This is a genomic window from Sinorhizobium sp. NG07B (assembly GCF_002532005.1).
GTDB lineage: Bacteria > Pseudomonadota > Alphaproteobacteria > Rhizobiales > Rhizobiaceae > Sinorhizobium > Sinorhizobium fredii_C.
The window spans coordinates 125,235-142,620 of the sequence record NZ_NWTD01000005.1 but is presented as its reverse complement, the minus strand read 5'-3'; the positions used below and the strand labels follow the sequence as shown (position 1 = coordinate 142,620).

The 17,386-nt window shown below is 64.2% G+C and carries 20 protein-coding genes and 1 tRNA gene; 8 read left to right on the top strand and 13 right to left on the bottom strand.

The genetic code is table 11. From position 1 onward, the window contains the following. The 5 genes from obgE to rplU form a co-directional block, all read right to left on the bottom strand. Nucleotides 1–1,011, bottom strand: a complete 1,011-nt coding sequence (gene obgE, locus CO664_RS18560) for a GTPase ObgE (protein WP_037417924.1) — start codon at nucleotides 1,009–1,011, stop codon at nucleotides 1–3. 175 nt (nucleotides 1,012–1,186) lie between these two features. Beyond that, nucleotides 1,187–1,771, bottom strand: coding sequence for a GNAT family N-acetyltransferase (locus CO664_RS18555; RefSeq protein ID WP_037417912.1), 585 nt, complete (start codon nucleotides 1,769–1,771; stop codon nucleotides 1,187–1,189). Next, entirely contained in the window at nucleotides 1,768–2,400 is a 633-nt protein-coding gene (locus CO664_RS18550; protein ID WP_176536621.1) for a GNAT family protein, read from the bottom strand. The genes CO664_RS18555 and CO664_RS18550 overlap by 4 nt, the downstream gene beginning before the upstream one ends. Nucleotides 2,401–2,530: 130 nt before the next feature. Beyond that, nucleotides 2,531–2,800: a 50S ribosomal protein L27 gene (rpmA, locus tag CO664_RS18545; protein ID WP_097539554.1), complete on the bottom strand. Its 270-nt coding sequence runs from the start codon at nucleotides 2,798–2,800 to the stop codon at nucleotides 2,531–2,533. Nucleotides 2,801–2,833: 33 nt separating this feature from the next. Next, nucleotides 2,834–3,205 (bottom strand): 50S ribosomal protein L21, encoded by a 372-nt coding sequence (rplU, locus tag CO664_RS18540; RefSeq protein WP_097539553.1) that lies wholly within the window; start codon nucleotides 3,203–3,205, stop codon nucleotides 2,834–2,836. 299 nt (nucleotides 3,206–3,504) lie between these two features. On the opposite strand from rplU, the gene CO664_RS18530 reads away from it, so the two are divergent. Beyond that, a tRNA-Ser gene (locus CO664_RS18530) sits at nucleotides 3,505–3,594 on the top strand. A 26-nt stretch (nucleotides 3,595–3,620) separates the two neighbouring features. Here CO664_RS18530 and CO664_RS18525 read toward each other — a convergent pair. Further along, nucleotides 3,621–4,397, bottom strand: a complete 777-nt coding sequence (locus CO664_RS18525; RefSeq protein WP_037417828.1) for a DUF429 domain-containing protein — start codon at nucleotides 4,395–4,397, stop codon at nucleotides 3,621–3,623. Between the two features lie 40 nt (nucleotides 4,398–4,437). After that, nucleotides 4,438–4,947, bottom strand: coding sequence for a hypothetical protein (locus CO664_RS18520; RefSeq protein ID WP_097526219.1), 510 nt, complete (start codon nucleotides 4,945–4,947; stop codon nucleotides 4,438–4,440). Between the two features lie 190 nt (nucleotides 4,948–5,137). On the opposite strand from CO664_RS18520, the gene CO664_RS18515 reads away from it, so the two are divergent. Beyond that, nucleotides 5,138–5,299 (top strand): hypothetical protein, encoded by a 162-nt coding sequence (locus CO664_RS18515; RefSeq protein ID WP_097526141.1) that lies wholly within the window; start codon nucleotides 5,138–5,140, stop codon nucleotides 5,297–5,299. 100 nt (nucleotides 5,300–5,399) lie between these two features. Here CO664_RS18515 and CO664_RS18505 read toward each other — a convergent pair whose 3' ends face one another. Further along, nucleotides 5,400–6,722, bottom strand: coding sequence for an amidase (locus tag CO664_RS18505; protein ID WP_097539552.1), 1,323 nt, complete (start codon nucleotides 6,720–6,722; stop codon nucleotides 5,400–5,402). Nucleotides 6,723–7,006: 284 nt separating this feature from the next. Here CO664_RS18505 and CO664_RS18500 point away from each other — a divergent pair, with 284 nt between their 5' ends. The 5 genes from CO664_RS18500 to ppa all read left to right on the top strand — a co-directional run bounded on the left by CO664_RS18500 (nucleotide 7,007) and on the right by ppa (nucleotide 12,333). Continuing rightward, nucleotides 7,007–7,417 carry a KTSC domain-containing protein gene (locus tag CO664_RS18500; protein ID WP_234819775.1) on the top strand — a complete coding sequence of 137 codons (411 nt, stop codon included), beginning with the start codon at nucleotides 7,007–7,009 and terminating at the stop codon, nucleotides 7,415–7,417. Beyond that, a complete protein-coding gene (locus CO664_RS18495) occupies nucleotides 7,314–8,873 on the top strand; it encodes an alkaline phosphatase (RefSeq protein ID WP_097526143.1) in 1,560 nt (519 codons plus the stop codon). Before CO664_RS18500 ends, CO664_RS18495 begins: the two co-directional genes overlap by 104 nt. A 129-nt stretch (nucleotides 8,874–9,002) precedes the next feature. Next, nucleotides 9,003–10,829, top strand: coding sequence for a translational GTPase TypA (gene typA / locus CO664_RS18490; RefSeq protein ID WP_097539551.1), 1,827 nt, complete (start codon nucleotides 9,003–9,005; stop codon nucleotides 10,827–10,829). A gap of 202 nt (nucleotides 10,830–11,031) precedes the next feature. After that, nucleotides 11,032–11,538, top strand: coding sequence for a GNAT family N-acetyltransferase (locus CO664_RS18485; protein ID WP_097526145.1), 507 nt, complete (start codon nucleotides 11,032–11,034; stop codon nucleotides 11,536–11,538). Between the two features lie 261 nt (nucleotides 11,539–11,799). After that, the gene (gene ppa / locus CO664_RS18480) at nucleotides 11,800–12,333 is read left to right on the top strand and encodes an inorganic diphosphatase (RefSeq protein ID WP_037417814.1); all 534 of its coding nucleotides are present in this window, start codon (nucleotides 11,800–11,802) and stop codon (nucleotides 12,331–12,333) included. Here ppa and CO664_RS18475 read toward each other — a convergent pair whose 3' ends face one another. Continuing rightward, complete coding sequence (locus tag CO664_RS18475) at nucleotides 12,334–12,657, bottom strand: DUF167 domain-containing protein (protein ID WP_097526146.1); 324 nt, start codon at nucleotides 12,655–12,657, stop codon at nucleotides 12,334–12,336. 1 nt (nucleotide 12,658) lies between these two features. Then, on the bottom strand, nucleotides 12,659–12,952 hold the full coding sequence (locus CO664_RS18470) for a YggT family protein (RefSeq protein ID WP_012709685.1): 294 nt from the start codon (nucleotides 12,950–12,952) through the stop codon (nucleotides 12,659–12,661). 129 nt (nucleotides 12,953–13,081) lie between these two features. Here CO664_RS18470 and CO664_RS18465 point away from each other — a divergent pair, with 129 nt between their 5' ends. Next, nucleotides 13,082–14,329 (top strand): MFS transporter, encoded by a 1,248-nt coding sequence (locus CO664_RS18465; RefSeq protein WP_097539549.1) that lies wholly within the window; start codon nucleotides 13,082–13,084, stop codon nucleotides 14,327–14,329. Nucleotides 14,330–14,475: 146 nt separating this feature from the next. Here the strand turns inward: CO664_RS18465 and CO664_RS18460 are convergent, their stop codons facing one another. From CO664_RS18460 to CO664_RS18450, 3 genes are read right to left on the bottom strand one after another with little or no spacing between them, the layout of a single operon-like run. Next, a complete protein-coding gene (locus tag CO664_RS18460) occupies nucleotides 14,476–15,240 on the bottom strand; it encodes a glutamine amidotransferase (protein WP_097539548.1) in 765 nt (254 codons plus the stop codon). A gap of 2 nt (nucleotides 15,241–15,242) precedes the next feature. Then, complete coding sequence (locus tag CO664_RS18455) at nucleotides 15,243–15,728, bottom strand: TerB family tellurite resistance protein (RefSeq protein ID WP_037417803.1); 486 nt, start codon at nucleotides 15,726–15,728, stop codon at nucleotides 15,243–15,245. Nucleotides 15,729–15,758: 30 nt separating this feature from the next. After that, a complete protein-coding gene (locus CO664_RS18450) occupies nucleotides 15,759–17,384 on the bottom strand; it encodes a heme biosynthesis protein HemY (protein WP_097539547.1) in 1,626 nt (541 codons plus the stop codon). Between the last annotated feature and the right edge of the window lie 2 nt (nucleotides 17,385–17,386).

The window sequence follows — 17,386 nt, the reverse complement described above, 5'->3', positions numbered from 1 at the left end:
TCAGGCTTGCTCCTCGCCGGCCTTGGCGGAGGAAATGACGTCGCGCAGTGCCCGCAGCGCCTCGGTCATGCCCTTGTTGGTCACGGCCGAGATGAGGAGCGGCGGCGCGCCGCAGGCTTTGGCGAGCGCCTTCGATTTCGCCTTCAACTCCTCGTCGGTGAGCACGTCGATTTGCGACAGCGCGACGATCTGCGGCTTGTCTTCGAGCCCGCCGCCGTAGGCCTCCAGCTCGTGCTTGACGGTCTTGTAGGCCTTGGCGACATCTTCCTCCTGAGCCGAAACCAGGTGCAGCAGCACCCGGGTGCGCTCGACATGACCGAGGAAGCGGTCGCCGATGCCGACGCCCTCATGGGCGCCCTCGATCAGCCCGGGAATGTCGGCGATGATGAATTCCTGCCCGTCGACGGTGGCGACGCCGAGATTGGGGTGCAGCGTCGTGAAAGGATAGTTGGCTATCTTCGGCCGGGCGCGCGTGCAGGCGGCAAGGAAGGTCGACTTGCCGGCATTCGGCAGGCCAACGAGGCCCGCATCGGCGATCAGCTTCAAGCGCAGCCAGATGGTCTTCTCCTCGCCCTCGAGGCCGGGATTGGCCCAGTTCGGCGCCTGGTTGGTCGAGGATTTGAAATGGGCGTTGCCGAAGCCGCCATTGCCGCCGGCCGCGAGCCGATAACGCTGGCCTTCCGCGACCATGTCGACGATCAGCGTCTCGTTGTCTTCCTCGAAAATCTGCGTGCCGACCGGCACCTTCAGCGTTACGTCGGCACCCTTCGCGCCGGTGCGGTTGCGGCCCATGCCGTGAACGCCGGTCTTGCCCTTGAAGTGCTGCTGGTAGCGGAAGTCGATGAGCGTGTTGAGGCCGTTGACCGCCTCCACCCAGACATCGCCGCCGCGGCCGCCGTCGCCGCCGTCCGGTCCGCCGAACTCGATGAATTTCTCGCGGTGGAAAGAGACGGCGCCGGCGCCGCCATCTCCGGACCGGATATAGACTTTCGCTTCATCGAGGAATTTCATCGGCTCGCCATTTCTTGCGTGTTCGGCTTCATCTGGGGTGAGGAAGGATAAAGCTGGAAGACCGCGCATCCTTGCTCTCTTGCAGTCGCCGCCATCGATATAGGCGGTTCCGGCAGAGGTCAAAGACTATCGCATGAAGGACCCGCCAAAGCTGAGCTCCGGCGGGTTCTGTTCGTCAAGCCGGCCGGCGCAGGTCCTCCGCCGTCAACCGCGTTTCGATATGCGCCACCATGGCATTGCGCGCGAGCGCATAGATCTGGCTGCAGCCGGTGATGCGGAAGCCGAGCTTCTCCTGCACCTTGAGCGAGGCCGGGTTGTCGGCAAAGACGCCCGAATGCAGCACCGCCTCCGGCATGCGGCGGAAGAAGCGTTCGACGGCGGCATGGACGGCCTCGCTGGCCAGGCCCTTGCCCCAATAGAAGCGGTTCAGCCAGTAGCCAACGTGCCATTCGCTCCGCCGGAATTCGATGCCGACGCAGCCGATATGGACGTCGTCGCCGGAGGTGACGGCGAGCATCCAGTCGGGCAGGACGCTTGCCGTCTGACGGTTCAGCCAGTCGAGCGCATCTTGCTGGTGGTAGGGCGCCGGCACCCGAGCCAGCATGCGCGCCACCTGGAAATCGCCGAGCGATTCGGCGATCGCCGCGGCATCGGAAAGCCGGTGCGGGCGCAGACGCAGCCGCTGCGTCTCGATGATGGGGCAGGGGCCGGGATCGGGGCGGGCGACCACCCGCGACCGTTCGGGAACGAGCGCGTTCATCGCATGCCTCCCCAGCTTCTGAGCGAAACCCAAGTCTTGCGGTCGAGCCGGTACCACTCGACGGCAATGGTGCCGCCGAGCGCCAGGCTGTCGACCATGCCGGAGCCCTGGAACTGGAAGCCGCACTTCTGGATGACCCGGCGCGAAGCCATGTTCATCACACGGCAGCGTGCATCGATCTGGTCGATGTCGCGGGTGCGGAAAGCCATGTCGGTCAGCGCTTGCGCAGCTTCCGTGGCGTAGCCCTGGTTCCAGTAGGGTTCGCCCAGCCAGTAGCCGAGCTCGGCCGTCTTGCCGTCGGGATGCGGCTCGATGCCGCAGCAACCCAGGAATGCGCCATTGTCCGCCTTGGTGATCGCGTAGACGCACTTGCCAATCGTGCCGGCTTTTGCGCGTCGCACGAAATCGGCCGCATCCGCCGTGGTGTAGGGGTGCGGCATGCGCGAGACCATGGTGGCGATATTGGCGTTGTTGGCAAGATGGGCAAGGGCGTCGATATCGTCTTCGTGGGGCGCGCGCAAAACGAGCCGGGGCGATAACAATATCGGGCAATCGGTCCTTGACCGCTGAGGCCTCAGCCTTTGTTCGGGAGACCGGGATTGGTCTTCCCTCAAGAGCTCGGTTTGCATGGTTCTTCCTCCAGACATGCGAAAGGGGAGTTGGGTATCGTCCCATCTCCCCTTTGAAGTCTGGCTTTTGAACCTTGCGGGTGCATCAGCCGGGTCGATGAGACGCCGGCTGTTTTAGAGCGCTACCGGCTTATTCCGCTGCTTCGGCTTTCGGCATTACAGACACGTAGACTCGGCCGTTGGCCTTCGTACGGAAGTCCACGTTGCCTGCCGTAAGCGCAAAAATCGTATGGTCCTTGCCGAGGCCGACATTGGCGCCCGGATGCCACTTCGTGCCGCGCTGGCGCACGATGATGTTGCCCGCAATGACGGTTTCGCCGCCGAACTTCTTCACGCCAAGGCGCTTGGACTCAGAATCGCGACCGTTACGCGACGAACCGCCAGCTTTCTTGTGTGCCATTGGTGTTCTCCTTTAAACCTTCGATCTCGGAACTCAGTTTGCAGCTTCAGCGGCGGCTTCGGTCTTCTTCGAAGCCTTCTTCGCCTTGCCGCCGGCAGCAGCGATGTCCAGGATGCGGACGGTCGTCTGATGCTGGCGATGGCCGCGCGAACGCTTGGAGTTCTGGCGGCGGCGCTTCTTGAAGGCGATGACCTTCTTGGCGCGGCCCTGTTCCACAACTTCGGCGCTGACAATGGCACCTTCGACAAACGGAGCACCGATGGTGGCATCGGCGCCGGCGCCGACCATCAGGATCTCGGTGAATTCAATCTTGTCGCCTTGAACGCCTTCCAGCTTTTCGATGGTGATGACGTCGTCGGCTGCCACGCGGTACTGCTTACCACCGGTCTTGATGACTGCGAACATACTTTATCCTTTCATGTTCGGTCCGGCTCTTTGCCCGTGGACAAGGCCGTCTTTTTGTCAGTCGCTACGTTGAGCGGAGAGATGCGAGGAACCCCCTTGACCTCCGCCAGTGAACGGGCACAAACCATTACCCGCTGCGGTGCGGGCAGGCCACACCACTTCATGGCGCGGATTACGGGAGTCGCCCTTCCTTGTCAAGGCGAAAGCCACCGACTTGAAGATATTCTTCTTTCTGCCCCTTGTCAGCGGCCGAAACTGCCGCTATGAACCGGCCGCGCTTCAAAGCGCCAACCGCCCGCGGAGAGGTGGCAGAGTGGTTGAATGCACCGCACTCGAAATGCGGCATGGGTGCAAGCCCATCGGGGGTTCGAATCCCCCCCTCTCCGCCATAAATCACGCCCAAGTTTAAACAGGTTCACCGCCGCGTCGTGCCACCGCACGCGGCCGCCACCTTGCTCCGACTCAGGGCGTCGGCAGCCCACCCCGCCCAGAGTTCCGCCGGCGGCAGCCAGATCCATCCTCCGGCCGGATCGCCGACGACCTCCGACTTGCCGGCCGCGGCGCAGGCGGCGGTCAGCAGGCAGATCCAGGCAGCGCGTCTTTCGTGGTCGGTTTCGGTGGTGATGTTCTGCAGCAAGCGGCCATTGTGCCAGCCGATGAAATCGAGGAGGCGAGCGATGACACCGGTCTCGGCCGCTTGCGCATAGAGCCAGTCGAACTTCTTGCGTTTCGCGGCTTTTGATATGGCGAAACGCTCATCGGCGAGAAGAACCCCGAGAAAGGCGTTGGGGAAGGCCTCGATGATTGCGGCGCCGGGGATGACGGCTCGGCCGATCGGTGCGGCAGCGGCCAGGTGGCCAACTTGTGCGGCGGTCTCGGCGGCGGCTTTTCTGAGAGCGAGACCGTGGCCGAAGTGACTGAGGCCCGGCTTGCAGCGTCGCTGGAAGGCGCCGCGGGTCAAGAGGCGCTCGCACAGGCGGTCGAGCCTGTCGGGGGCGTCCGGCGGCGTCAAGGGGCCGTCGATGGCGATCATTGCGAAAGACGTCGAGAGGGGGATGTGCCGCTGCCGCCGCTCCCAATCGGTGTGGGTCCTTGCGGAGCCGACGGCCTCGCCGAGGCTCCAGGCGATGCCGGTGGTCGGGCGGGACCGGGCGTAGCCGACGTCGATGCCGAGCAGCTTGTCGAAGCTCATCCTTTCCGCTCCCGTTTCCGCCCAGTCTATGCGTTTCCGCTCAGCGCCTGTTGGCGCGCAGCCATGCCTCCAAGGCGGCAATGACCGACAGTCTGAGACTGGCGCCGCGGGCGAGTGCGCCGGAAAGCGCGCGGCCCTCGGCTTCGCATCCCATCTCCTGCATCACGTCCTCAGGCGTCATGCGGCGCCGGTCCATGATCGCCTTGATCTCGGCGATGGTGGAGGCAAGCAGGTAGCGGCCGCTGGCGATGGGTGTTTGCGCCGGCCGCGGATCGGAAGACGTCGGCGCAGGGGAGGTCAGTCTCGGGGCGAGTGGCCGCGCGCCTTTGGCGGCAAGCCAGATCAGGAAGGCGTCGCGTTCGGCATCCGTCGCTTTCGCCCAGGAATTCTTGAGCTTCTCGATGCGGGTGCGCTCCGGCTCGATGCCGGCGAGGACGAAGGCCTTGCGCGCCGAGCCGATCTCACCGGCGAGCAGGGCGCGATAAATGTCCGGGAAATCGGTCTTCAGCCGCTGCAGGTGGGCGTCATCGCGCCTCGTCTTCTTCGACATCATGGACCTCGACACTCGATTTCGATGGTCCTCTACCGCGCCTGAGCGGCGAGGGCGAGGAAAAACATCGGCCAGCTGGTTGGTCGGCGTCGATTGGCGAGGTTGCGGCGGACCTCAAGCTCTGCACAAGCCGGCCCTTTCATCCTGGCGCCAACAGCCGGAATGATTCGTGGCGAAGGAAGGACGATGAATGTCTGACATTGTTGAGCACTATAGCGACCCGCAGGATGCGAGCGTGGCTCTCTACCTGATGGAAAACGACGGCGACGAACTCACCGATATTCTGGTCGCCGCGCTGGAAGATGCGTTCCGGATCCTCGATGAGGATTGGTCTTTCCAGACGATGCACTGAGGGCGGTCGGCGCTACAGCGCCGCGCGTCTTATCAGACGCGCAAAGGTCGCTGTAGCACTTTGAATTGCTGCATGGCTTTGTCCTTAAATCGAGGTCGATTTAAGGAGACATGCAGTAGCCGCCCTGCAACAATCGCTCCACGGATGCGGCCACCCGCAGCAGCGTTCCGTCGAAGCCGTTTCGAGCCATCAGCATCAGCCCCGCCGGCAAGGCAGTGCCGGGCATCGGCAGCGTGATGGCCGCCAGGTCGAACTGGTTGGCGACCTCGGTGTTGCGCAACAGCAGACCCTCGACACGGCGATATGCCTGCCTGTCCTGCTCCACGGAGGCGAACGGGACAGCGGGGATCGGCGTCGTCGGCAGCAGCACGAGGTCGAAGGGCGCGAGGCGCTCGTCCATCGCGCGGACGAGCGCACGCCGCGTCAGCAGCAGGCTTTCGATGGCCGCGTCGGGAACGGCGAGACGGCGGCGGAGCGGGGATTTGACGCGCGCATCGACCGGCGCGTTTTCGTCGGGGAGCCAGTCCGCATGGATGCGGCTTGCCTCGAGCCCGGCGAGGGAGCCGATTGCGGTGGCTTCGGCGAAGCGGCGCAGGAGATCGTCGAGGTCGCATGCGGCAATTGTTGCGCCCGAGCGCGAAAGCCTCTGCAGGCTTGCTTCGAAGGCCGCGGCGATATCGGACGCGAGGTCGTCGAAGAGCACACCCTTCGGTATCGCGAGCTTCAGCCCGGCAATCGGCAGCGGCGTCAGCGGTTCGGATGGCTCGCCGGCCATGATCGCATCGGCCGCCGCGCAATCGGCGACGCTCAGCGCCAGCGGGCCGATCGAATCGAGGCTGGGCGACAGCGGAAAGGCACCGTCGAGCGGCACGCGGCGGGCGGTCGGCTTGAAGCCGACAAGCCCCTGCAGCGCAGCCGGAATGCGCACCGAGCCGCCGGTGTCGGAGCCGATGGCGATTTCGCTCGTGCCTTCCGTCACCGAAACACCCGCTCCCGAGGACGAGCCGCCGGGGATGAGGCTCGCGTCCCGCGCGTTGCCGGGCGGCGGATAATGCGGGTTGAGGCCGACGGCGGTGAAGGCGAATTCGGTCATATGGGTCTTGCCGATGATCACCGCGCCGGCGGCGCGCAGGCGCCGGACGATCGTCGCGTCCGCCGCTGCGGGCGGCGCGCTGCGCCGGATGATTGAACCGGCAAGCGTCGGCTCGCCGGCAACGTCGAAGAGATCCTTTATCGAGACGATGCGGCCGTCGAGCGGACCGAGACCCGTTCCTTCCCGGCCCCTGCGATCGGAGGCATCCGCTTCGGCGCGGGCGGATTCGGTATAGAGCTTCATGAAGACGCGTTCGTCGCCGAGGCGCTCTCCCAAGCGGGTGAGAATGGCTTCGAGCCGATCGCGGGACTGGGCGTTCGAACGGGTCAAGGCAAAGACCTCATAGGTGCCGCGGCCGACGCATACCGGATTTTTGGGATCAGATGGGTGCGAGCGGCAGGCGAGTGCAACCGTTTATGGAATTGCCGCATTGTTATAGAATGCAAGCGGCAAGGATTTCCAGAGACCCAGGAAGACGTCGATGCCGAACCGGAAATCTCCTGTCACTCTCGACTCTACGGCAATCCAAGCGGTGAAATACGACGCGCCGCGTCGGATGGTTGAGCATCTGGTTCGTCGGCAACCACCGACCTTATCATTACCTTGACGTACCGGTGCATGTTTACGAGGAACTCCTGCAGGAGGATTCGGCCGGCGGCTATTTCAACCACCACATACGCGACCATTACGGTTTCCTTTTCATCCCGCTGCCGCAACCTTCCTCCCCGCAGGCGGGGCGAAGATGCCGGCAGGCAGATGAGGGGCACCGACATCGGCGGAGGTTCCCTTCGGGAACTCCGCTTCCTTCACAGAACTGTCGCCAATCCGTTCAAATAGTTTCATGCGCCTGTAAAGCCGCTGACATGCATGGCGCCAATGGTCCGCTTGCGAGAACGATGATTCGCGGACCGGAGGCAGGATTTGGCGGCTGTTCGAGACACGCTTACCAGGCGTTCCTTTCTCCTATCGGCTGGCGCTGCCGGTCTCGTCGCTTCTTCCGGGCTTGCGACCCCCTTTTACGCTAGGGGCTACGGCCGGCCGGAGTTCGTTCACGGCGTGCAGTCCGGCGATGTCGATACACGGTCGGGAATGATCTGGACGCGGGTCGACCGGCCGGCGCGGGTCGCGGTCGAATATTCGACCACCGAGAGCTTTTCGAACGCCGCCCGGCTCCCCGACATCGATGCGACGCCGCAGACCGATTGCGCGGTCAAATCCAGCCTCGACAATCTGCTGCCCGACCAGGACATTTTTTACCGCTTCACCGCCACCGATCTCTATGACGGCAACCGCGTTTCCGAGCCGATCGTCGGCCGCTTCCGCACCGCGCCCCTGCGCCGCCGGTCGGTGCGCTTCGTCTGGTCCGGCGATACCGCCGGCCAGGGCTGGGGGATCGATGAGGTCGGCATGAAGACCTATTCGACGATGCGGCTGCACGAGCCGGATTTCTTCATCCATTCCGGCGACACGATCTATGCCGACAACCCAATCCCCGACGAGATCAAGCTGCGCGACGGCGGCATGTGGAAGAACCGCATCGTGACGCCGGAGAAGCGCGATGTCGCCCGGACGCTCGAGGAATATCGCGGCCAATGGAAATACAATCTGCTTGACGAGCACGTGCGGGAGCTCAATGCCGCCTGCCCGACCTTCTATCAATGGGACGACCACGAGGTCCTGAACAACTGGTCGGCCTCGACGGATCTTCGCGACGACCCGCGCTATCCGGAGAAGGACGTGGCGGTCTATGCATCGCGGGCGGCGCGCGCCTTCCACGAGATGACGCCGATCCGTACCCTGCCGACGCAGCCGGGGCGGATCTTCCGCAGGATCGCCTATGGGCCACTGCTCGACGTCTTCTTCGTCGATCTGCGCTCCTATCGCGGCGCCAACCAGGGCGGCGAGGCCGGCCTCCTGGGCTGGCGCCAGACGGACTGGCTGAAACGCGAACTTGCGGCATCCAGCGCCACCTGGAAGGTGATCGCCTGCGACATGCCGATCGGTCTCGTCGTCTGGGACGACTATTCGAGGAAGCGCGGCTCGGACGCGGTCGCTAATGGTGACGGAGGTGCGCCCAAGGGGCGCGAGACGGAATTTGCCGATCTGCTGCGCTTCATCCGCGACAATGCAATCGACAACATCGTCTGGCTGACGGCCGACGTGCATTACACGGCCGCGCATCACTACGACCCGTCGCGCGCCGCCTTCAAGGACTTTTCGCCCTTCTGGGAATTCGTCTCCGGGCCGCTCCATTCCGGCACCTATGGACCGAAGGAGCTCGACATGACCTTCGGACCGGACGTTCGGTTCATCAAGGCGTCTGGCGGTGGCGTCGACAGCAACCTGCCGCCCTCGGCCGGCCTGCAATTCTTCGGCATCGTCGACATCAGCGGGCAGACGCGGCAGCTGACCGTGCGGCTCATGGACCGGCAGGACAAGGAGCTTTGGCGCGTGACGCTCGATCCGGCGGCCGTTGGGTGACTTGCTTTTTGCAAACCTGCTCCGCGCGCCGGCCCCCTTTCGCTCGTGCAAAAAAACCTGTATGAGCGCGGCAACTGAAAAAGCGGTGCCCGCCCTGACGCGCGCGCCCAGAACTTTCCGAGACAAAAAATGAGCATTCGTAACATCGCGATCATCGCGCACGTTGACCATGGGAAGACCACGCTCGTCGACGAACTTCTGAAGCAGTCGGGCTCGTTCCGCGAAAACCAGCGCGTTGCCGAACGCGTCATGGATTCCAACGATCTGGAAAAGGAACGCGGTATCACCATTCTCGCCAAGGCGACCTCGGTCGAGTGGAAGGGAACGCGCATCAATATTGTCGACACCCCCGGCCACGCCGACTTCGGCGGTGAGGTCGAGCGCATCCTGTCGATGGTGGACGGCGCGATCGTGCTGGTCGATGCCTCCGAAGGCCCGATGCCGCAGACCAAGTTCGTGGTCGGCAAGGCGCTGAAGGTCGGCCTGAAGCCGATCGTCGCGATCAACAAGATCGACCGGCCGGACGGCCGCCACGAGGAAGTCATCAACGAAGTCTTCGACCTCTTCGCCGCGCTCGACGCGACCGACGAGCAGCTCGACTTTCCGATCCTCTATGGTTCGGGCCGTGACGGCTGGATGAACGTCAATCCCGAAGGTCCGAAGGACCAGGGAATGGGCCCGCTGCTCGATCTGGTTCTGAACCATGTTCCCGAACCGACGGTGGCGGAAGGGCCGTTCCGCATGATCGGCACGATCCTCGAGGCAAACCCCTTCCTCGGCCGCATCATCACCGGTCGCGTCCACTCCGGTTCCGTCAAGCCAAACCAGGCCGTGAAGGTGCTCGGACAGGATGGCAGGCTGCTCGAATCCGGCCGTATATCGAAGATCCTCGCCTTCCGCGGCATCGAGCGTCAGCCGATCGAGGAAGCCCATGCCGGGGACATCGTCGCGATCGCCGGTCTCACCAAGGGCACCGTCGCCGACACCTTCTGCGATCCTTCGGTGGCCGAGGCTCTGACGGCCCAGCCGATCGACCCGCCGACCGTCACCATGTCCTTCATCGTCAACGATTCGCCGCTTGCCGGCACCGAGGGCGACAAGGTCACCTCGCGCGTCATTCGCGACCGACTGTTCAAGGAAGCGGAAGGCAATGTCGCGCTCAAGATCGAGGAATCGTCCGAGAAGGACTCCTTTTTCGTTTCCGGCCGCGGCGAATTGCAGCTCGCCGTTCTGATCGAAACGATGCGTCGCGAGGGCTTCGAGCTTGCCGTCTCGCGTCCCCGCGTCGTCATGCACAAGGATAACAACGGCCAGCTTCTCGAGCCGATCGAGGAAGTCGTCATCGACGTCGACGAGGAGCATTCCGGCGTCGTCGTGCAGAAAATGTCCGAGCGCAAGGCCGAAATGGTCGAACTGCGCCCGTCGGGCGGCAACCGCGTCCGCCTCGTTTTCTTCGCCCCGACCCGCGGCCTGATCGGCTACCAGTCGGAGCTCCTGACCGACACGCGCGGCACGGCGATCATGAACCGGCTGTTCCACGACTATCAGCCCTACAAGGGCGAGATCGGCGGCCGCATCAACGGCGTGCTGCTCGCGAACGAGCCGGGCGAGGCGGTCGCCTACGCGCTGTTCAACCTCGAAGACCGCGGCCCGATGGTGATCGAGCCGGGCGAGAAGGTCTATGAGGGCATGATCATCGGCATCCATACCCGCGACAACGACCTCGAAGTCAACGTGCTGAAGGGCAAGAAGCTCACCAACATGCGCGCCGCCGGCAAGGACGAGGCGGTCCGCCTGACGCCGCCGATCAAGATGACGCTCGAGCGGGCGCTCTCCTGGATCCAGGACGACGAACTGGTGGAAGTGACGCCGAAGTCGATCCGGCTTCGCAAGCTGCATCTCGATCCGCATGAGCGCAAGCGCTTCGAAAAGGCCCGCACCGCCGGCGCCGCGTAATTTCGAGAAAATGGACAGCTGCATGTGGACCCCGGAGCGATCCGGGGTTTTTTGCTGTGTGTGCCTTTCGCGGCCGGCTTGCGGATAAAGTTAAAATCACGTTAACCTTCTCATGGATGCCGCTAAAGTTGCCTGTGGGTTAAGCTTGGCCGGCAGACGGGCGGGATTCCGGTTCGCCGAGCCGTGTGTTTAGAGTCAGGTCATGAAGACTGTTTCGATCGAGGTCAGGCCCGGGGAGCCGCATGAAGCGGCGGCGATTGCCGATGTGCATCGCGCATCCTGGCTACAGGCCTATGGCGGTCTCATCCCGCACCGCCCGCTGGTGAAGATGGTCAACCGGCGCGACGAGACCTGGTGGCGAAAGGCGACGCGCGGTCCGGCGACACTGCTCGTCGTCGACGTGGCGGGAACGATAGCCGGCTATGCCACGCTTGGCCTGAGCCGGGCGCGAGCGCTGCCGCAGGAAGGCGAGATCTACGAAATCTATCTGCGCCCGGAATATCAGGGCCTCGGGCTTGGGCGGAAGCTCTTCGGCGAGGCGAAGAGCTTGTTGAAATCGCTCGGCTGCGAAGGGCTCGTCGTCTGGTGCCTGGAGGACAGCGAACTCGCCTATAACTTCTTCCTCTCGGCCGGCGGGCGCGACGTTGCCGAGGGCATGGAAGACTTCGGTGAGAAGTACCTGAAGAAGGTCGGCCTCGTCTGGAAATAACGACCTCCAGGGCAAATGCATTTCGCCGCAAGCCCTCATGCATCCCGGCGCTGCCGAAGATGATATCTGGCTGCTATTGCCAAGCGGCTCCGGGCAAGGCGTCTGGCCACCGACTTTCTCCGGGACAAAATCCGCTCTGCCCATATTTGGCCGTGTCGCCTGCCTATGGCAATTCCGCCCGGCTGGACGAAAGTCATGTTGCATCGCCGCATGTTTCCCTTTATCCGACGGGCGACTTCTTAAACGGCCCTGGAGGTGCTCATGCGGATCGACGCGATTTCCATTGGAAAGAATCCACCCGAAGATATCAACGTGATTGTGGAAGTGCCGGTCGGCGGCCATCCGATCAAGTACGAGATGGACAAGGAAGCCGGCACGCTGGTCGTCGATCGCTTCCTCTACACGCCGATGACTTATCCGGGCAATTACGGCTTCGTCCCGCACACGCTTTCCGATGACGGCGATCCGATCGACGTCTTGATCTGCAATACGCGGCCGCTGGTACCGGGCTGCGTCATCAATGTCCGCCCGATCGGCGTGATGATGATGGAAGACAATTCCGGCCAGGACGAAAAGATCATCGCGGTCCCGTCGGCTCACCTGACCAAGCGCTACGACAAGGTCCACGACTATACCGACCTGCCGGAAATCACGCTCAAGCAGATCGAGCACTTCTTCGAGCACTACAAGGATCTGGAGCCCGGCAAGTGGGTGAAGATCTTCGGCTGGAAGGATGCGGGCGTCGCCAAGCAGCTGATCCGCGAAGCGGTCGAGCGCGCCAAGGCGAAGAAGTAATTATGTTGCCGCGCCGGCGATCTCGGCGAGGCGCTTCTGTAGAACCTCCGGATCGGCCTCGATCCGGAGGATTTTTTTGCGCTGCGTGGCGCCGGAGACGAGGGAGATCCTGTTCCTGGCGATGCCGAAGGATTGGGCTAGCAGGGCGATTAGCGCCTGGTTCGCCTTGCCCTTTTCCGGCACGGCGCGCACCCGCACCTTGAGGTGCTCCTCGCCGTCGGCCGCCGTTTCCAAACCGTCGATCGCGTCTCGGCCGCCGTTCGGCGTCAGCCTCACCGCCAGGCGCGCATGGTCGCCGAAGCCAGCCAGAGCTCGCCGGCCCATGTCAGCGAATGAGCGCCGGCGCGATCGTCGTGTTCAGGAAGAGCTGGATGAAATAGAGGATGACAAGCACGACGAGCGGAGAAAGATCGACGCCGCCCATGTCCGGCAGGAAACGGCGGATCGGCCGGTAGAGCGGTTCGGTCAGCTGGTAGAGCGAGCGGCCGATCATGTTGATCGCCTGGTTGTTCACGTTGATCACGTTGAAGGCGTAGAGCCAGGAGAAGATCGCCGACGCGATGATCAGGAACCACGCGATATTTATGATGAAGTTCAAGGTACCGATGACAGCAATCATGCCAGTCTCCAAATCTATGTCGCCAGACATGTAGACATTGGGAACGAAACGAGCAAGTACGACGCTCGCACCCCGCGCCATCATGTTTAACGATGCGGGGCGTTATTATCCCCGGAGAGTGCTTCCGCCATGTCGGCCGTCCACACTGCGCATCGTTTCGCCGCCTTCCGGCATGTCGGCTACCGACGCTATTTCGTCTCGCGCTTCCTTGCCTATTTCGCCGTGCAGATCATGTCGGTCTCGGTCGGCTGGCAGATTTACGACCTGACGCGGGATCCTTTCGCGCTTGGCCTGATCGGCCTTTTCCAGTTCCTGCCGTCGCTTCTCCTCATCCTCGTCACCGGCAGCGTGGCGGATCGCTACAATCGCCGCGTCATCATGGGGCTCTGCATGCTCGTCGGCACGCTCTGCGCCGCGGCCTTGCTGGTGCTGACGGTCACCGGCTTGTTCGCGCCCTGGCCGGTCTATGCGATCCTCATCGTCTTCGGGATCGAGCGGGCCTTTCTGACGCCGGCCGCGCAATCGCTGGCGCCCAATCTCGTGCCGGTCGAGGATCTGCCGAATGCGATTGCCTGGAATTCGAGCTCCTGGCAGACGGCGACGATCGTCGGACCCGTGGCGGGTGGCCTGATCTACGGCCTGGGCCCGATGGTGCCCTATACCGTCAGCCTCTGCTTCTTCGCGGCTGCGGCGCTGATGGTGTTTGCCGTGCCGAAGCCCACCCAGCGCTCGCCCGCCTCGGCGCAGAACTGGCAGACGATCACCGCCGGCTTCCGCTACATCAAGGCCGAGAAGGTCGTGCTCGGGGCGATCTCGCTCGACCTCTTCGCGGTGCTGCTCGGCGGCGCGGTGGCGCTGATGCCGGTTTTCGCGCGCGATATTCTGGTGCTCGGCCCATGGGGGCTGGGCCTGTTGCGCGCTGCCCCGGGCGTCGGCGCCGTCGGCATGGCCATCTGGCTCGCCGCCCACCCGATCTGCAACCGGGCAGGTCTCTCCATGTTCGTCGGCGTGGCGCTCTTCGGCCTAGCCACGATCGTCTTCGGCCTGTCGGCGACGCCGTGGATATCGATCGCCGCGCTCGTCGTCATGGGTGCGGCGGACATGATTTCGGTCTATGTGCGCGAAAGCCTGATCGCGCTCTGGACGCCGGACGAGCTGCGCGGCCGGGTGAATGCCGTCAACGCGGTATTTGTCGGCGCCTCCAACGAGCTTGGCGAGTTTCGCGCCGGCACTATGGCGGCCGGCTTCGGCGCCGTCTTTGCCGTCGTCTTCGGCGGGCTCGGCACGCTGCTGGTGTCGCTCATCTGGGCGACCGGTTTCCCGCAATTGCGCAGGATCGACAGGCTCGACGTGCCGGAGAGGCGCTCGACTGCATAATTTCGGCCGGCGCCGCGAAAATGCCAGAAACGGCCCCTCATCCCGCTGCCGCGACCTTCTCCCCGTGTTGACTGGGAGAAGGGGCGACGCCGCGCCGGCCCAAGTCCCCTCTCCCCGTCAAAACGGGGAGAGGGTTAGTCCTCGGGTTAAACCCGAGGAGAGGGGCATTCATCATCGGGCACACGAGGTCCCGCCGCTGTTTCGCCGCGCAAAAAGATCAGCTCGAGAAAATTCTCCATCCAGGTGCGCAAGGGGTGGTCGTGGATCATCCGGCCTTCGAGATGCGCCTTGCCCAATTGGGCGCCGGGCAGCACGAAGCGGTGGGCGCCGTGCACGACCCAGCGATGCATCATCGCGCGCGTCAGTTCGCCGTGGAACTGGATGCCCCAGGCGTTCTCGCCGTAGCGAAAGGCCTGGTTCGGATAGGTGTCGCCGGTCGCCAGCAGTTCGGCACCCTTCGGCAGATCGAAGCCTTCGCGGTGGAAGTGGTAGACCATGGCCGGCCAGTCGAGCAGCGCCTTGCCGGCCTCGGTGGCCTCAAGCGGATACCAGCCGATTTCGGTCATGCCCTGGTGATGGGGGGCGACCTTGCCGCCGAGATTGCGGGCGAGCATCTGGGCGCCAAGGCAGATGCCGAGATAGGGCTTGTTTTCGAGGAGCGGCACCGACAGCCAATCGATCTCGCGGCGAACGAATTCCTCCTCGTCATTGGCGCTCATCGGCCCGCCGAAGATGATCGTACCCGAATGACCCTCGAGCGTCGGCGGCAGCTCGTCGCCAAGCGCCGGGCGGCGGATATCGAGGGAAAAGCCCTTCTGCTCGAGAATATGGCCGACGCGGCCTGCGCTCGACCGCTCCTGGTGGAGGACGACGAGGATCGGTCTGTTGGCGTCGCAAGCTTCTCGCGGCATCGTCAGCTTTCCTGTTGTGCCTCGTTCTCCTCCTCAACCATGTCGATCTTGGCCGCTGCCTCCCGCCGTTTCAAAACCCGGTCGCGCCCGGAGACGCCAAGGAGATCGGCGATCCGCCAGATTGCGTGATCCTCCATTTCGCTGCGTGCGCCGTCGGCATAGACGATGTCCCACAGCATGCCGACGAGTTCGATGCGCTGGTCCTCGGAGAGGTGGCGCTTGATCTCGGAAGTGAAGCGGTAGAAGTCGATCGCCTCGCTTTCGGCGGTTTCGCCGGCCGCGACCAGCGCGTTGAGCGCAGCATCGTCGAGCCTGTAGTGCTCCTTGATGATCTTGCGCAACGTGCGGCGTTCCGACGAACGGATGGCGCCGTCCGCCTCCATCACCTGAAAACAGAGCCCGATGACCGCCACGCGCGGATCGTCCTTGTCGATTCGCGCACCCGTACCCGTCAGTTCTTCGAGAAACCCTCGAAACCGTTCAAACATGCCTATGCCCGCAACCCTTGAAACCAGAACTCAGAACAGCCGGAAGGTGGCCTTGCTGCCTTCTTCCACCACCCGCTCGCGCACGCCGGGATCGTCCGGCGGACGCCCGAAGAACGGTGCGGCCTCCTCGTCCGCGGCAGCGGTTTCCTCGCTCTTGGTGGGCGGAACCAAGGGTTCTTTCCGCTCGGGCACCTTTATCGGGGCAGGTGTCGGCGACGGGGGTTCCGCTTCCAGCACGGGAGGGCCTGCTTCAGGCTTGATCGCAGCCGGGGCCGCCGGCGCGATCGCCGGCTGGTCGGGTGCTACCGGAGGCAGGCTGCGGATGGCATCGTCGGGGCTGAGGCGACCGTCCTCGGTGGGGCCGGCAAGCGGCGACGGGGGTGCCTTCCATTCGAAGGCGTCGAGCCGGCCGCTGACCGGCGAGACCGGCAGCCAGGTCGGCGAGGTCACGCCATCGGCGGTCCAGGCCGGGTCGCGCGGGCTTCTGAGCGCCTGCGCCATCCAGTGGCGGATGCGGCCCTCGTCGCCGGTGTCGGCCTCTTCGATGTCGGCAAGCAGCAGGAAGATGCTCTCGCTCGGTGCCAGCCGGACGGCGGCTTCGGCCTTCTCCCGGGCAAGCGCCAGTTCGCGTGCCTCAAGAGCTGCATCGGCGACCGTTGCCAGGCTGACGGCATTGTTGCCGCGGAGCGTTTCCAGCCTTTTGGCGCGCTTCAGCCGGTCGACGGCGGAATCGCCGCCGCGCGCCCGGACGTAAAGCCGGGCCACGTCCGGATGCGGTTCCTGCTTCCAGATCTTTTCGAGGACAGAAGCGCCCTTGCGCAGATTGTCCTCGCGAAACAGCGCCTTGGCGGCGACGAGCGCCGCCGGCACCAGCCGATCGTCGAGCTTCAGTGCGGCGACCGCGTCGTCGCGGGCGGCCTTCGGATCGGCCTCCAGCTTGCTCGTGGCCCGGGCGGTGAGCAGCACGGCCTTCTTGCGGTTCGCTTCCTTCTTGTCGAGAACATTGGCGGCGCGGCTCTGGTCGAGAAGGTGAATTGCCTCGTCCCACTCGCCCGCCTGGCTGCGCTGGTCGAGGGTCGCAAGTGTCGCCCAGGAAAGGTGCGGCGCCTTTTCGGCAGCCCGTTCGGCATATTGGCGGGCGGCCTCGTTGGCACCCAGCCGCTTGGCTTCGAGATAGAGCCCGCGCAGACCAAGCTCGCGTGTCTCCTCGTCGTCCGCCATCAGCTCGAACTTCTTGCGCGCATCGTCATATTTGCCTTCGATCAGCGCCGTCTGCGCCTCCAAGAGGTGGATGAGCGGCTCCTGGTCGACGCGGATCAGGCCGCGCGCGCGGCTGGCCATCTTGCGCGCCAGCGCGGCGTCGCCGGCGCCCGCTGCGATCAGGCCGGTCGAGAGCGCCTGGTAGCCGCGATCGCGCTTGCGGGCGCGGAAGTAGCGCGTCACCGTATAGGGCGACAGCCAGATCGTGCGGATCAGCCAAAGGACGATCAGGATCGCGGCGACGACCGAGATCAGGATGGTGGCGGCGCGCATCAGGCTCATTTCGATGCGCTGGCCCTGCCAGATCAGCGACAGCTCTCCCGGCCGATCCGCCAGCCAGGCAAAGCCGAGTGCGAGCGCAAGGACGAGCAGGATGAAGAACAATATCCGGACCATCT